Annotated in this window: 12 protein-coding genes and 1 riboswitch; of the genes, 10 read left to right on the top strand and 2 right to left on the bottom strand. The window is 54.3% G+C overall.

What is annotated here, in order from left to right; genetic code table 11:
- Positions 1-497: 497 nt before the first annotated feature.
- From Q7J88_RS03365 to Q7J88_RS03355, 3 genes are all read left to right on the top strand, one after another.
- On the top strand, positions 498-1,067 hold the full coding sequence (locus tag Q7J88_RS03365) for a class I SAM-dependent methyltransferase (protein ID WP_303720741.1): 570 nt from the start codon (positions 498-500) through the stop codon (positions 1,065-1,067).
- Between the two features lie 323 nt (positions 1,068-1,390).
- Positions 1,391-3,682 carry a penicillin-binding protein 1B gene (gene mrcB, locus Q7J88_RS03360; RefSeq protein WP_303720740.1) on the top strand — a complete coding sequence of 764 codons (2,292 nt, stop codon included), beginning with the start codon at positions 1,391-1,393 and terminating at the stop codon, positions 3,680-3,682.
- A complete protein-coding gene (locus tag Q7J88_RS03355; protein WP_303720739.1) occupies positions 3,679-4,080 on the top strand; it encodes a tetratricopeptide repeat protein in 402 nt (133 codons plus the stop codon). The genes mrcB and Q7J88_RS03355 overlap by 4 nt, the downstream gene beginning before the upstream one ends.
- A 174-nt stretch (positions 4,081-4,254) precedes the next feature.
- Here the strand turns inward: Q7J88_RS03355 and Q7J88_RS03350 are convergent, their stop codons facing one another.
- Together Q7J88_RS03350 and Q7J88_RS03345 are read right to left on the bottom strand one after the other, a co-directional pair.
- Positions 4,255-4,758 (bottom strand): cytochrome c3 family protein, encoded by a 504-nt coding sequence (locus Q7J88_RS03350; RefSeq protein WP_303720738.1) that lies wholly within the window; start codon positions 4,756-4,758, stop codon positions 4,255-4,257.
- A gap of 81 nt (positions 4,759-4,839) precedes the next feature.
- Positions 4,840-4,921: riboswitch (cyclic di-GMP riboswitch) on the bottom strand.
- 258 nt (positions 4,922-5,179) lie between these two features.
- The gene (locus Q7J88_RS03345) at positions 5,180-5,392 is read right to left on the bottom strand and encodes a GSU3473 family protein (RefSeq protein ID WP_303720737.1); all 213 of its coding nucleotides are present in this window, start codon (positions 5,390-5,392) and stop codon (positions 5,180-5,182) included.
- A 399-nt stretch (positions 5,393-5,791) separates the two neighbouring features.
- On the opposite strand from Q7J88_RS03345, the gene Q7J88_RS03340 reads away from it, so the two are divergent.
- From Q7J88_RS03340 to phoU, 7 genes are all read left to right on the top strand, one after another.
- On the top strand, positions 5,792-6,490 hold the full coding sequence (locus tag Q7J88_RS03340; protein WP_303720736.1) for a response regulator: 699 nt from the start codon (positions 5,792-5,794) through the stop codon (positions 6,488-6,490).
- Entirely contained in the window at positions 6,487-8,283 is a 1,797-nt protein-coding gene (locus Q7J88_RS03335; RefSeq protein WP_303720735.1) for an ATP-binding protein, read from the top strand. The genes Q7J88_RS03340 and Q7J88_RS03335 overlap by 4 nt, the downstream gene beginning before the upstream one ends.
- Before the next feature lie 130 nt (positions 8,284-8,413).
- Entirely contained in the window at positions 8,414-9,391 is a 978-nt protein-coding gene (locus tag Q7J88_RS03330) for a PstS family phosphate ABC transporter substrate-binding protein (RefSeq protein ID WP_303720734.1), read from the top strand.
- A 95-nt stretch (positions 9,392-9,486) separates the two neighbouring features.
- Positions 9,487-11,712 (top strand): ABC transporter permease subunit, encoded by a 2,226-nt coding sequence (locus tag Q7J88_RS03325; protein ID WP_303720733.1) that lies wholly within the window; start codon positions 9,487-9,489, stop codon positions 11,710-11,712.
- Positions 11,713-11,723: 11 nt separating this feature from the next.
- Positions 11,724-13,325, top strand: coding sequence for a phosphate ABC transporter permease PstA (gene pstA / locus Q7J88_RS03320; RefSeq protein WP_303720732.1), 1,602 nt, complete (start codon positions 11,724-11,726; stop codon positions 13,323-13,325).
- Between the two features lie 16 nt (positions 13,326-13,341).
- Positions 13,342-14,115 (top strand): phosphate ABC transporter ATP-binding protein PstB, encoded by a 774-nt coding sequence (pstB, locus tag Q7J88_RS03315; protein ID WP_303720731.1) that lies wholly within the window; start codon positions 13,342-13,344, stop codon positions 14,113-14,115.
- Between the two features lie 17 nt (positions 14,116-14,132).
- Positions 14,133-14,801, top strand: a complete 669-nt coding sequence (gene phoU / locus Q7J88_RS03310) for a phosphate signaling complex protein PhoU (RefSeq protein WP_303720730.1) — start codon at positions 14,133-14,135, stop codon at positions 14,799-14,801.
- Positions 14,802-14,855 lie beyond the last annotated feature (54 nt).

The following is a 14,855-nucleotide window of genomic DNA, read 5'->3' as shown; positions in this document are numbered from 1 at the left end:
CCAATCAGAACCGGTGGGTGGCTTTAAGTGATAATTGGCGGAAGGAATTCCCCAACAATCGCTGGACTGGATTAGGCAAGAACTGATGGATGGTATTCATCAGAATAAGCAGTGATATATAAAAGCAGGAAGCATCTAGGGGTAACAATTGATATTTATATTATTAATTAACCATTATTTCAAATATTTAGAAAGTTTGTTATATTCCAATCTGCTCCGCAAATTTTAAACTCGTTCCATCTAGGGGCGTTCAAAAAAGCCAGCTTTTTAGCTGGTTTTTTTGTGCCTTCTGTTCGACACGAAATAGGCCCAAATTTCAAATCCGAACGGTCAGCGTACCAAAACCTGCATCAGATCGATCTCCTCAAACCGCTACCTACGTATATGAGACTCTATATTACCTAATTGAACTAATTACGAATCATTACCCTTCCTTGACGATCAGCAATAATATATTATTTTTCGCATATCCACTTTTTCTTCAGGAGATGAACACTATGAACAACAAGCTAGTTGCTGCCGGGAAAAGCAGCTTCAACCTTATTGATGTAGAGAAAACTTTCACCATTCTCGATTTACAACCGGACACCCATTTTCTCGACCTGGCTTGCGGTATTGGCAATTACAGCCTGCAGGCAACCAATTTCATCTCCGCGAGTGGTCGGATTTACGCTCTAGACCTTTGGAAGGAAGGCTTAGAAAGCCTGAGGCAGGTGGCTGCAAAAAGAGAAATTGATAATATCGAGGCCATTCAAGCAGATGCCACAACTCCTTTTCCGTTACCAGATTCCTCTATCGATTCCTGCTTGATAGCAACGGCGCTTCACGATTTGCCACACTCGACCCGACCAAATGTAATCGAAGAAGTTGCTCGCGTTCTAAAACCTGACGGGTGCTTCAACATTATTGAGTTCAAGAAACTGGATGACGGACCAGGCCCACCTAACAACATTAGGATCGATGAGGTTGAAGTCAGCGAACTGGTCCTTCCTTTAGGATTTGAAAAAATATCCTACGATGAAATTGGAGATTTCAATTATCTGCTGAAATTCAGAAAAACTCGTTAATAGAAAACGGGCAGGAAGGTATTATTGCCTCACCTGCCCGTTTCTTTTCTATTATGCCTCATAAAGATTACGATAATCGAGACGCGAAAAAAGGTCTATTCGACCAGATCTGCAACCTGCAATCAGCCTTTGACCCTAACGAATTATTCTCTTGACCTTCTCTCTGGAGTCCTCTTCATTCTCCCTGTCTATCATGTTGATAAATGAGGCTTGCAACGCACTCAGATTAGCGTAAAATACTTAGATCGCACTCAGCTGAATTTTAGTTGACTGCCCAAGGTTCACTAAAATGAAAAGTAACTCGTCTATGAATATCAGAACAAATGCAGGCAACCGGATTGCGCCCTAGCAAGAGGCTGCTTATCAAAATCGTGCTTGCCGGATTGCTACTGGCTGCCAGCTACACCCTCTACCTCGATTTCGCCGTTCGCGAACGTTTTGAAGGCAAGCGCTGGGAGTTGCCGGCCAAAGTTTATGCCCGCCCGCTCGAACTATACCCCGGCCTGAAATTAACGGTCACGGAGATGAACGCTGAGCTTACCCTCCTCGGTTACCGCGAAACGGCTTCCCCGGAGGAGCCTGGCAGCTACTGCTGGAACAACCGCACCCTCGACCTTGTCAGCCGGCCGTTCCCCTTCGGAGACGGGTTTCAAGAGTCTCTCAGTCTGCGTATTCTCTTCTCCGGCGATCGCGTGCAGCGCCTGAGTGACAGGACCAGTAAAAAGCCCCTGCCTCTGGTGCGCCTTGACCCGGCCCTCATCGGCGGGATCTATCCCGACAAGAAAGAAGATCGGGTGCTGGTGAAACTGGATCAAGTCTCCGACCCAGTTCTCGATGCCTTGATCGCCGTGGAGGATCGGCGGTTTTTCTCCCATTGCGGTATCGATCTGAGAGGCATTGGTCGGGCCATCGTCGCCACTTCGACAGGAGACAGCGTGCAGGGGGGAAGCACCCTAACCCAACAGCTGGTTAAAAATTTCTACCTGAGTGCTGAACGCACCCTGCAGCGCAAGCTGACTGAGATGGTAATGGCTTTGCTGCTGGAACTGCATTACGATAAACTGGAAATCCTCGAAACCTACCTCAACGAGGTCTATCTGGGTCAGGACGGCGACCGCTCGATTAACGGTTTCGGCCTGGCCAGTCGTTTCTTTTTCGCCAAACCGGTGAGTCAACTCGACCTTCACGAGGCGGCCCTGCTGGTGGGAATGCTTAAAGGGCCATCCTACTATAATCCGCGCAGCAACCCGCAGCGCGCTCTACAGCGGCGCAACCTGGTACTGAGAGTGATGGCTGATGAAGCTTTTATCACCGAGGGAATGCTGATCGCGGCTCAGGCGGAACCTCTTGGCGTGGTTGAGCGACAGTCCCGCGGCACCTCACCCTATCCAGCGTTCCTCAACCTAGTACATCGCCAGTTGCGGCAGGATTACCGTGACGAGGACCTGCGCTCGGAAGGATTGCAGATCTTCACCACCTTCGACCCCAGAGTCCAGCGTGCCGCCGAACGCGCCTTAAGCAGGCGCCTACCCCAGCTGGAAAAAGCCCGCGGCATCCAGCCGAATAGCCTGCAGGGGGCGCTGTTGGTCACTAGCACACAGAATGCCGAAGTTCAGGCGGTGGTGGGTGGACGTGATCCGCGCTTTGAAGGCTTCAATCGGGCTCTCGACGCCCGAAGACCGATCGGCTCGCTGATTAAACCGATCATCTACCTCACCGCCCTGCAGTATCCGGAACGCTACACTCTGATGACGCGGCTGGACGACAGTCCGCTGGTGTTGCAACAGCCGGGTACCAAAGACTGGGCTCCGGAGAATTATGACCAAAAATTCCACGGCGAAGTAACTCTGCTGGAGTCCCTGAGCAACTCATACAATGTCTCCACCGTCCGCCTCGGCCTTAAGCTCGGTGTCTCCAAAGTGATGTCCAACCTGAAACAGTTCGGCTTGGCTCGTGAAGTTCCAGAGTACGCTTCGAGCATGCTCGGTGCAACCCCTCTGTCCCCCCTGGAGGTCACCCAAATTTATCAAACCATCGCCAGCGGCGGTTTCAATGCCCCCCTAAAAGCGATCCGCGAGATCCTGACCGCAGAGGGGAAACCGTTGCAGCGCTATCCGCTTGTAGTCGAGCAGGTCGTAGAGGGTGCACCAACCTACCTGGTGACCGTTGCGATGCAGGAGGTCGTTAGGCGGGGAACAGCGTCCAACCTCGGTTCCTATTTACCGTCAGCGCTGGAGGTCGCCGGAAAGACCGGGACCACCGATAATTTCCGTGATAGTTGGTTCGCCGGCATTACCGGGGATCACCTAGCGGTGGCCTGGGTCGGCCGCGATGACAATCAGCCGACCAGCCTTACCGGCGCCTCCGGCGCCATGTCCGTATGGGGGACAATGATGGCTGACCTGAACCCCGAACCGCTGATCCTACCGGAACCGGAGAATGTCGAGCAAATCTGGGTCGATCCGGTCTCGGGGTTGCGCAGCGGAGCAGGGTGCCGTGACGCAATCAAACTGCCTTTTGTTACTGGTTCGGCGCCGACCGAGTTCGCCCCCTGCAGTAGGCCCTCGGTTGGCAAATCGATAAAAGGCTGGTTCGAAAGGATATTCGACCGATGACAACGAAACGTCTATTTCCTTTACTGGCAGCCAGTCTGCTGCTGGCGAGCTGTGCACTCCTGCCGCCGAGCCCCTCGCAGAACCGAGCGGTACTTTCCTTGTTGGATCAGGCCAACAACCAGATCACCGCTGGCCAGTTAGACCAGGCAGGTGCATCGCTGGAACGAGCCATGCGAATCGAGCCGCTTAATCCTGCCTTGTGGCAGGAGTTGGCTCAAGTGCGGATCGCTCAGGGACGCTATCAGCAAGCGGAAAATATGGCCGCGAAATCAAATGCTCTCGCTGAGGGCAACCGCTCGATGCGAGAAAAAAACTGGCGGCTCATCGCCGAAGCACGAAGAAACCAAGGAGACGACAAAGGGGCACAAGCAGCCCTCGACCGGGCCTCGGGGAAATGATCAGAGTGGCAGTCAATAATGTAGGAGCAGAGGTAATCGATCGACATGGGGTTTAAGTCACGAATTTCGAAACCCGAAAATGTCAACTTCGCCAACCATAATGCACTTAAAAAGATTCTGACGAGTAGCGTGTTTCATAAAAATATTAGGTCGGAAAAGCTCGGTTAACCAGATTTACAGGTCATGACAGTCTTTACACCAGGCGGAACCATTGTTATCGATTCTCAGACTCTTTGAAGAATCCTTATGGGCATCGTGGCATGTTGAACACAACATCTTGCAAGGTCCGGACTGGATGTCGGTGAATACCCCACCTGCACAAAACAACGGGACGCTGGTAACCGGTTTAAGTTTTTGACCTTCCTGCGGATTATAAACAATTTGCGAAGGGTGGTTCCCGTAAGACAGGAAATTGGAATTATGGAAAACTGCTGTTTCTACATGGCAAGGTTTGCAAAGTTCAGCATCGCCATCTTGATAAAGCTTGGTATAAAACTCCGACAACGAAGCAGAAGGAGTATGGCAAAAGGCGCACATACCACTACAGGTAAAATCCTCCAGAGATATGCAAGTTGCAATAACGGAGTGAGTGTTTGCCAGCCCTTCATTCTCCCTTCCCTCCAAAACAGTGAATGCCATAAGAAACATCAAAACAGCTAGCGGGAATAAATGCTTCATGGTCACCTCCCTTTCCAGCAAAGAAAGTAAGAGGTGCAGGTCACACAATACAATGACCGAGCACACCCAGGATCGATATCCTTCGGCAGCTCGGCCATCTTTGCCCTTAAAGATCCGTAGCTTTCCGCTCCCCCCCCTCACGGAAGGATTGGCTTTTTCGGGATTATTCACTTCCGAGATTATATTAAACGAAATATCAGAACTTGATGTGAAGTCAAGGTGGTGGAGAAAATAAATGATATGCCGGATTCAAAAGTATGAACCGGCTCAACGCCAAAGTAACTCGAAACATAAATACCCCGACGATGACCGGGGCTTATTTATGTCACTACTATTGGTAATTGGCGGTCTGGATGGCGACAAACCCAACAAAACTAAAACTCCATATTTTTTTATGTTAACTAGTCTAGAGCCATATAATTTAATACCAATATTCTTCCGTAAATGGTCCATGTGTGCGACGATCTTCTCCCACAAAAGGGCCACTACTATTGCGCAATTTATCACGGTCGATTTCCACCCAACCATCAGATCGCATAAAAGATGAAACTAGCCCCGCAGACAGCCAACAGTCCAGTTGGGCCTTGCTAAGAGATCGCTTCTTACCACCTTTAAATATGACAGGGATTTTCATAAGCCCCTCCTTCTTCAACCAACTTATTTGATGGCGAAAGACCTGAAGTTTTCCCACGGTACGTTGCTTGCTTGACGAATAAACAAGCGGCCCCTTCCTCTCATAAACCTTTACCCATTTCCTAAGACTTTAGCACTATGCTGAATGTTATCAAGGGTGTCTAACACAGACAAAAGTGGCGATCTTATACTTAATTTTCGGACAAATTATCCCCAATTCCAAAGACATAAATTACAAGGGCTCTCTTAAAAAGAGAGCCCTTGTTTTTTTTGCGGCAAATCGTGCTAGATTTGATTCTTTTGTCTGGAAGATGAGAAAATTAAGCTCTTGCTCACATAACGCTAACAATATTAAGCGAACTTACAGCGAAATTACGCTAAGAAGAATGTGAGGTTTTTAATGGGTGAAAATAAAACGATCCTTGTCGTTGAGGATGAGGAAGATATCCTCGCCCTGCTGCATTTTAACCTGCTCAAGGTCGGTTACCAGGTTGAGTGTGCTTCTGACGGCGAAGAAGGGTTGCAGAAGATCAAAGAGAATCAGCCCGACTTGCTGCTCCTAGATTTAATGTTGCCCGGCATTGGCGGCCTCGATATCTGTAGACAGCTGCGCGCGAAAGAGCAGACAGCAAAGTTACCAATTATTATGCTTACGGCGCGTGGTGAAGAAGCGGATGTGGTCAAAGGCCTCGAGCTGGGTGCTGATGATTACATGACCAAGCCGTTCAGCATCAAGATTCTATTGGCAAGGATTCAGACGGTTTTACGCCGCAACAGGGACGTTGATAATTTTGACCAGAATGAAGTGATTGTCTTTGGGGAGTTGCAGATCCACCTTGGGCGAAATATCGTGAAGGTTTCCGGCGACATCGTCGAGTTAACCTATACCGAGTTTCGGGTGCTGGTCGCTTTGGCCCATCGTCCCGGCTGGGTGTTAACCCGCTACCAGATCGTCAACGCGGTCCGTGGCGAAGATTATGCGGTGACCGATCGGGCCGTCGACGTCCAAATTGCCGGTTTGCGGAAAAAGCTGGGGGGCTGCGGAGCCTATATCGAAACCGTCCGCGGAGTCGGTTACCGCTTCCGGGAAACATTATGAAATTTAAACGACGCCGCCTGATCTGGCAGCTCTACCCTGCTTACCTGTTTCTGATTTTACTGGTCATTCTGGCGGTCAGTTGGTTTGTGCTTAACGAGCTGCGCGATTTTCATTATCAGCAGACCAGCAAAGAACTGCGCGCTAGGACCCAGCTGATCGCTGAACAGTTGACCGGAGATATTGATCAAGTTCGCCAAGTCTGGCTAACGGACATGGTGAGCCGGTTGGGTGATCGTTCCGGAACGCGGATTACCATCATTCTTGCTGATGGACGGGTACTGGCCGATTCGGATGAAGATCCGCGCTTGATGGATAATCATGGTCAGCGTCCGGAGATTCTTCAAGCCTTTGCTGGTAACGAAGGGGTCTCGACCCGTTTCAGCCGGACCCTCGGTCAGACCTTGATGTACGTTGCGTTGCCGGTCTATCAGCAAGATCAATTGATCGGCTGCGTGCGCACGGCAATTCCGCTTGCCGATATCGATCGAACCTTCCAGACGATTTACTGGAAGCTGCTCGGTGGGGGGGTGGTAATCGCTTTGCTGGCTGCGCCAATCTGCTGGTACCTGTCACGGCGGATCAGTCGTCCGCTTGAGCAGATGACGGTTGGGGCACAACGTTTTGCGCAAGGGGATTTTGCTGTAACCCTCGAAGAGGCCGGTTCTGATGAGAGCTGTCGGTTGGCTGCGGCGATGAATCAGATGGCGGTCAAACTGTCCGATCTGATTGAACAGGAAATCGGTCAGCGTAGTGAGATCGAAGCTATCCTCGGCTGTATGATTGAAGGATTGGTGGCGGTTGACAACAACGAGCGGGTGATCCGTTTGAATTCGGCGGCGGCCGAGCTGTTCAAGCTTTCAAACAAGCTGCAGCCGGGCAGGCCAATCCAAGAGGTGATCCGCCAGTCGGAATTGCAGCGTTTTGTCCGGCGGGCGCTGGTGCATGAGGAGCCGATCGAGGAAGAACTGGTTCTGCACGGACCGCAGCAGCGCTACCTGCATGCTCAGGCCGCACCGCTGACGGGCGCCGGAAAGGAGCGGATCGGCGTCTTGATTGTCTTGCACGACCTGACCCGCCTGCGGCAGCTGGAATCGGTGCGACGCGATTTCGTCGCCAATGTCTCCCACGAGTTGAAGACTCCGATCACCGCTATTCGTGGTGCCGTCGAGACACTCATTGATGATGACTCTTCCGATCCGGCCACCCAGCGTTTTCTGGAAATCATCTTCAAGCAGAACAACCGGCTGAACGCGCTGGTCGAGGATCTGCTCGATCTCTCGCGGATTGAGCAGGGGGTGATAGGTGGAAGTTGGGAGATGCAGGTCGAAGAGCTGCTGCCGGTGTTGGAGAGCTCAGGTGCCGCCTGTGATAGCCTGCTGGCCGAACAGCAGATTGAACTTGAAATTACCTGTCCTGAAGATTTGCAGGTGCGGGTCAATGCCCCGTTACTCGAACAGGCAATCATCAACCTGCTGACCAACGCGATCAAATACAGCGATACCGGTGGGCGGGTACTGCTCGAAGCCGAGTTGCTGAAAGAGCAAGTAGCCATCCGGGTGCGCGATTTCGGTTGCGGCATTCCGGAAAAGCATTTGTCCCGTCTGTTTGAGCGTTTTTACCGGGTCGATCAGGCGCGTAGCCGCAACCTTGGCGGCACCGGCCTCGGCCTAGCGATCGTCAAGCATGTCGCTCAGGCACACCGGGGCGAAGTTTCGGTCTCCAGCAATCTTGGCGAAGGGAGCATTTTTACGATTCTTTTGCCCCGAACCGTTGCCGGAAGGAACTCCGAGTAGGACGGAGTCCTTTTTTGCGACATCGCTGTTTTAGTGAACTCCTCACGTTCTCCTAACACAAACCTAACATTGTAAGTGCATTCTTCTCGCATCAACTAATGACAAAAACATATTTATGGAGATGCACACAATGAAGCTGCAAACTGTTCTCAAAAGCCTGAGCCTGACCGTGCTGGCTCTGGTTGTTGCCACTATCGTCTTTGCTGGACCGATCAAGGTCGACGTTAACCTCAGTGACTATGTCAAGGTCCAGGGTGTTGCCGGCAACCTCAACAGCGTCGGTTCCGATACCCTGAACAACATGATGACTTTCTGGGCCGAAGGTTTTCGCAAGAAGTACCCGAATGTCAACATCCAGATCGAGGGCAAAGGTTCCTCGACCGCTCCCCCGGCACTGATCGAAGGGACCAGCCAGCTTGGTCCGATGAGCCGAAAGATGAAGAAGAAAGAAGTTGAAAAGTTCGAGGCCAAGTATGGCTTCAAGCCGACCACCATCGGTGTCGCTCTAGATGCCCTGGCTGTATTTGTCAACAAAGACAACCCGCTGAAACAGTTGTCGATGACCCAGGTCGACTCGATTTTCTCCAAGACCCAGAAGCGCGGGGGTGCTGACGTGACCACCTGGGGCCAGCTCGGCCTGACCGGCAGCTGGGCCAACAAACCGATCAGCCTCTACGGTCGTAACTCGGCTTCGGGAACCTACGGTTTCTTCAAAGAGCACACCCTGAAAAAAGGTGACTACAAGGATATCGTCAAGGAGCAACCGGGTAACGCCTCGGTCGTGCTGGGCGTCACCGAAGACAAGGTCGCGATCGGCTACTCCGGAATGGGGTACGTGACCTCCGGTGTTAACGCCTTGCCGTTGTCGGACAAGGACGGCGAGACCGCTTACGAGCCGAACTACGACAACGTGCTGAGCGGCAAGTATCCTCTCGGTCGCATGCTCTACATCAACGTCGTCAAGCAGCCGAACCAGCCGCTGCCAACTCTGGTCAAGGAATTCATCACGTACGTTCTCTCGAAAGAGGGGCAGGAAGTGGTGGTCAAGGATGGCTTCCTGCCGTTGCCGGCCGAGGTGGCTCAAAAGCAACTTGCCCTGCTCGACTGATCCCAAGCAGATCTTGATCCAAGGGTGAACCCCGGCCCTGTCCCCGTAAAGGGGACAGGGCCTGTTTTCGTCTTTACAGCTTGAGAGAAAACTATATGAAACCGGTTTATCTGAAGAAGGTTAAACGCAACGATCGCCTCGCCAGCTGGGCCATCTCCATCGGCGGGCTGGCGATTATTTTTTGCGTGATCTTCATTCTCGTCCTGATCGTCGAGGTTTCGCTGCCGTTGTTCATGTCGCCAACGGCACGACAAATCGCGCGGGTCGAATCTGGCTTCGTGTCGTCGAATGTTCAGGTCTTGGCGGTCGGCATGGATGACTACCTCGAAACCGCCTATACCATCGACGCCGGCGGCACCATCCGTTTCATCAACCTGGCGGACGGGCGCGAACTCGAACAGATTCGCTTGCGCCCTGCAGAAGCGGACAAGCGTTTGCTGGCGGTGGAGAACTTCGGCCGCCTCAACCATGTTCTGCACTGGGACGACGGTTCCTTGAGCGTCGAACAGGTCAAGTTCAGCCCCTTCTACGATGCCGCCGATAATAACCGCCGCAGTATCCGCCATACGCTGGAGTCGCGTGGGGAATTTCCCGCAGTGCCGCAGCAAGTCGAGCAGAGTCTGGCCCGCGTCAACGATGAGGGACGCCAGACCCGGGTTGACCTGTTTGCAGATGGCAGGCTGGAGGTCCAGCAGCGTGAGGTGACGGAAAACTTCCTCGGCGAGGAGGAAGTGACGGAAAGCAGTGAGATCCTTGAGCTTAACGGTGCCGGACAGCTGTCCGCGCTGGTGCTCAACGATAGTGGCACCCAGCTCTACGCAGGCACTGCCACCGGCGAACTGCTGCACTGGAGCCTCGAAGAGTCCGGAGAGGCGAACCTGGTCGACCACCTGCAGGCGTTTGCCGACCAGCGCAGGATCACCGCGCTGTCGATGGTGTTCGGCGATGTTTCGCTGGCGGTCGGTGACGAGCGCGGCCAGGTTTCGACCTGGTTCGGCGTGCGCGGAGACAGCAGCGGCAAACGGACCCTGACCCGCATTCACCAGCTGACCGGGCATGCTGCGCCGGTGGACAAATTATCCCACTCGCTGCGCGACAAGACCGTACTCAGCCGTAGCGGGGACGGTCTGCACCTCGATTATATGACCAGTGAACGCTTCCTGCTCGGTTTCAATCCGCCCGGCGGGATCAGCCGCTATGCGTTGACCGCCCGTGGCGACGGACTGGTCGCCCTCGGCGAGAACGGCGACCTGTTGAGTTGGCGTTTGTTCATTCCACATCCGGAGATCAGCCTCAAGACCCTGTTCGGCAAGGTCTGGTACGAGGGGTACGACCAGCCCGAGTATGTCTGGCAGTCGTCGGCTGCGAGCGATGACTACGAACCGAAACTGAGTCTGACGCCGCTGATTTTCGGCTCTCTCAAAGGCACCTTCTACGCCATGTTGTTCGCGGTGCCGCTGGCGATCTTCGGTGCCATTTACACCAGCCAGTTCGCCCGGCCGAAACTGCGGGGCATGATTAAACCGGCGATCGAGATCATGGCCGCGGTACCGACGGTGATCATCGGTTTTCTTGCCGCCCTCTGGCTGGCGCCTTTGATCGAAAGCTCGCTCGGCTCGGTCTTTCTCAGTCTCGTGCTGCTGCCAGCGGCATTGATGCTGTGTATCCTGCTCTGGCAGGCCGCGCGTAAACTAGAACCGTTGAAACAGGTCGAGCGCGGCTATGAGTTTCTGGCCGTGATCCCGATCATCATCGGTGCGGTGGCTCTGGCCAGCACTCTCGGGCCGGGGCTTGAACAGTGGTTGTTCGCCGGCGACCTGAAGCAATGGCTGTTTTCCGAACTGGGGACCCGCTACGATCCGCGTAACTGCATCATTATCGCTTTTGCCATGGGCTTTGCCGTGATCCCGATCATTTTCACCATCGCCGAGGACTCCCTCTCCAACGTACCGAACAGCCTCAAAGCGGCCTCCCTAGCGCTCGGCGCCAGCCGTTGGCAGACGGTTTGGCGGGTGATTCTTCCCTCCGCTTCTCCCGGCATCTTCGCTGGCACCATGATCGGCTTCGGCCGGGCGGTCGGTGAAACGATGATCGTGCTGATGGCGACCGGCAACACTGCGATCATGGACTTGTCGATCTTCAACGGCATGCGGCCGCTGTCGGCCAATATCGCCGTCGAGATCCCGGAGGCCCCAGTGGATGGTTCGCTGTACCGGGTGCTGTTCCTGTCGGCGGTGATCCTGTTCATCCTCACCTTTATCGTCAACACCGTGGCAGAAATCGTTCGTCAGCGGCTGCGCGCCAAGTACGGCCGTTTTTAAGGATAGCTGTTATGTTTAATCGAACCCCGAAAGAGATGAATAAATACTGGCGGGTTGGCGAGCCGATGGTCTGGCTGTCGGGCGCGGCGCTGTCGCTCACCCTGCTGTCCGCCGCTATCCTGCTGCTCGTCATCATGGTCAGCGGGCTGGGGGTCTTCTGGCCATCACCGTTGCAGCAGCTTGAACTGAAAGACGGCAGCCTGCTGGTCGGCATGCAGACCCAAGTCGAAGAGACCGCCGACCACAGCGGGATGCGCCGCCAGTACAAGATTGCCAACCGTGATCTCAACGGTCTCGATTTTCGCTGGATCGATGAAGCGCAGATCGTTTCCAGTAGCACCCCGGCCGACCTGCTGGTGCTGGAGCGTGCTGAGTACGGCGATTTTTTCGGCCGGCTACAGACGCTTGAAGGCAAGCCGGCCTCTCTCGATCAGCTGCGACAGGCGCTGCACCAGGTTGAAACTGCCCGCGCGGGACTCTCCGAACTGGATCAGCGGCTGATCGAAATCAGCTACCGGGGCGAGCAATTGCGGCTGAAACTGCTGAAGATCGATTATCACCAGGTGGCAGCCAATGAACCGCAGCGGATCGAATTGAGCGCAGAGAAGCAGGCCGAAGCCGACGAATTTGAGCGTCTGGTCAAGGTGCAGAGCGAGCGGCTGAACAGGATTCATGCCCGCACTGCGGTGTTCAGTGACGCAAACGGGCAGCAGAAAGAGATCGTGCTGGCCGACATCTTGAAGGTCTACACCCCCAACACCATGAGTAGTGCCGACAAGGCCCGTTTTTACGTGGCCAAACTGTGGGAGCTGGTCAGCGGCGAGCCGCGCGAGTCGAATACCGAAGGGGGACTGTTCCCGGCGATCTTTGGCACCGTGATGCTGATCTTCGTCATGAGCCTCTTCTCTTTCCCGCTGGGGGTGATTGCCGCAGTCTATCTGCGCGAATATGCCAAGGAAGGCTTACTGGTGCGGATCGTGCGGATTGCCGTCAACAACCTGGCCGGTATCCCCTCGATCGTTTACGGCATCTTCGGCCTCGGTTTCTTCGTCTACGGGATCGGCCACAGCATTGACGTGGTGTTCTTCCCGGAGCGGCTGCCGACCCCGACCTTCGGCACCGGCGGCCTGCTCTGGGCCAGTTTGACACTGGCGCTGTTGACCGTACCGGTGGTGATTGTCTCTACCGAGGAAGCGCTCGGCGCCATCCCGCGGGAGATGCGCGAAGGCTCTTACGCCCTCGGCGCCACCAAGTTCCAGACCCTGCTGCGGGTGCTGCTGCCGATGGCTTCGCCCGGCATTATGACCGGGTTGATCCTGGCTATGGCGCGCGCCGCCGGCGAGGTTGCCCCGCTGATGATTACCGGGGTGGTCAAGCTGGCCCCGACATTGCCGATCGATGGTAACTTCCCCTTTCTCCACCTCGATCGCAAATTCATGCACCTCGGTTTCCACATCTACGATATCGGCTTCCAGTCGCCGAACGTCGAAGCGGCCAAGCCGATGGTTTTTGTCACCGCTTTGTTGCTGGTGTTGATTGTCCTGCTGATGAGCAGCGTGGCGATCCGCCTGCGCAACAAGATGAAAAAACGTTACACTTTTGGCACCTTTTAGGAGAGCATGAGAGACTATGACACCTATTAAGATAGAGAACCCGGTCATCGAAGTTGAGGACCTGCGCTTTTATTACGGTGACTCGCGGGCGATTCACGGTGTGGATATCGCCTTTCCGGAAAAACAGGTTACCGCCCTGATCGGCCCGTCCGGTTGTGGCAAGAGTACCCTGCTGCGCTGTTTCAACCGGATGAACGATCTGATCGACATCAGCCGGGTCGAGGGGAAGGTACTGCTCGACGGGCAGGATATCTACGATAAAAATACTGACATCATCGAGCTGCGCCGCCAGGTCGGGATGGTGTTCCAGAAGTCGAATCCGTTCCCGAAGTCGATTTACGAGAACGTCATCTACGGCCTGCGGATCGCCGGCGAAAAGGACAAAAGCTTTTTCGACGAACGGGTCGAAACCAGCCTGAAGGGCGCGGCCCTGTGGGACGAGGTGAAGGACCGCCTGCACGACAGCGCGCTGGGCCTCTCCGGCGGGCAGATGCAGCGGCTCTGTATCGCCCGGGCGATCGCCGTCAACCCGAAAGTGATCTTGATGGACGAGCCCTGCTCCGCGCTCGATCCAAAATCGACGGCCCGGGTCGAGGAGCTGATCGGCGAGCTGCGCGAGAACTTCACCATCATCATCGTTACTCACAACATGCAGCAGGCGGCGCGGGTTTCCGATAACACCGCCTTTCTGTTCGAGGGGAACCTGATCGAATACGGATTGACCGAACAGCTGTTCGTCAAGCCGCAGAACAAACAGACCGAAGATTACATCACCGGCCGGTTCGGTTGAGAAAGGATAAATGAATCATGGCAGTTTTAATGCAACAGGAACTTGATCAGCTGAAAAAGCAGCTTCTGGCGTTAAGCGCCGAGGTTGAGGGACGGGTTAAGCAAGCGGTGCAGGCTTTGCTGACCAGCGACCGCAAGCTGGCGGAGAGGGTTAAGGGAGGCGATTCCCAAATCGATAACATGGAAATCGAACTGGAGGAGGAATGCCTGAAGGTGCTGGCTCTGCACCAGCCGGTCGCCACCGATCTGCGTTTTATCGTTTCGATCCTCAAGATCAACAACGACCTGGAGCGGGTCGCCGATTTTGCTGTCAACATCGCTGATCGCGCCATCGACCTGGGCGGCGCAATCAGGATCGAGTGTCCCTACGATATCGCCCGGATGGCCGAACTGGTGGAAAAAATGCTGAAGATGGCTCTCGATTCACTGGTCGAAAAGGATACCGACTTGGCGCGCAAAACCATCAAGCTGGATGATGATGTTGATGCGATGCACAAGGGGAACTTTACCAGGGTGAAAGAGGCGATCAGGTCGGACCCAACCTATCTCGATGGGCTGGTCTATTACCTGTCGATTTCCCGCTACCTTGAGCGGATGGGCGACTTGGCAACCAACATCGCCGAGGATGTTGTCTATCAGGTCGATGGCGAAATCATCCGCCACGGCGGCATCCAGACCTGCCTGTAAAATAGACTTTGTCCAAACATAAACGCCCCCGTTCGTAAGAGCGGGGGCGCTTAT

The sequence above is a fragment of the Malonomonas rubra genome (genome assembly GCF_003247215.1).
Lineage (GTDB): Bacteria > Desulfobacterota > Desulfuromonadia > Desulfuromonadales > Geopsychrobacteraceae > Malonomonas > Malonomonas rubra_A.
Note: the sequence above shows the minus strand (reverse complement) of the source record. Positions and strands in the feature narration are given on the sequence as shown.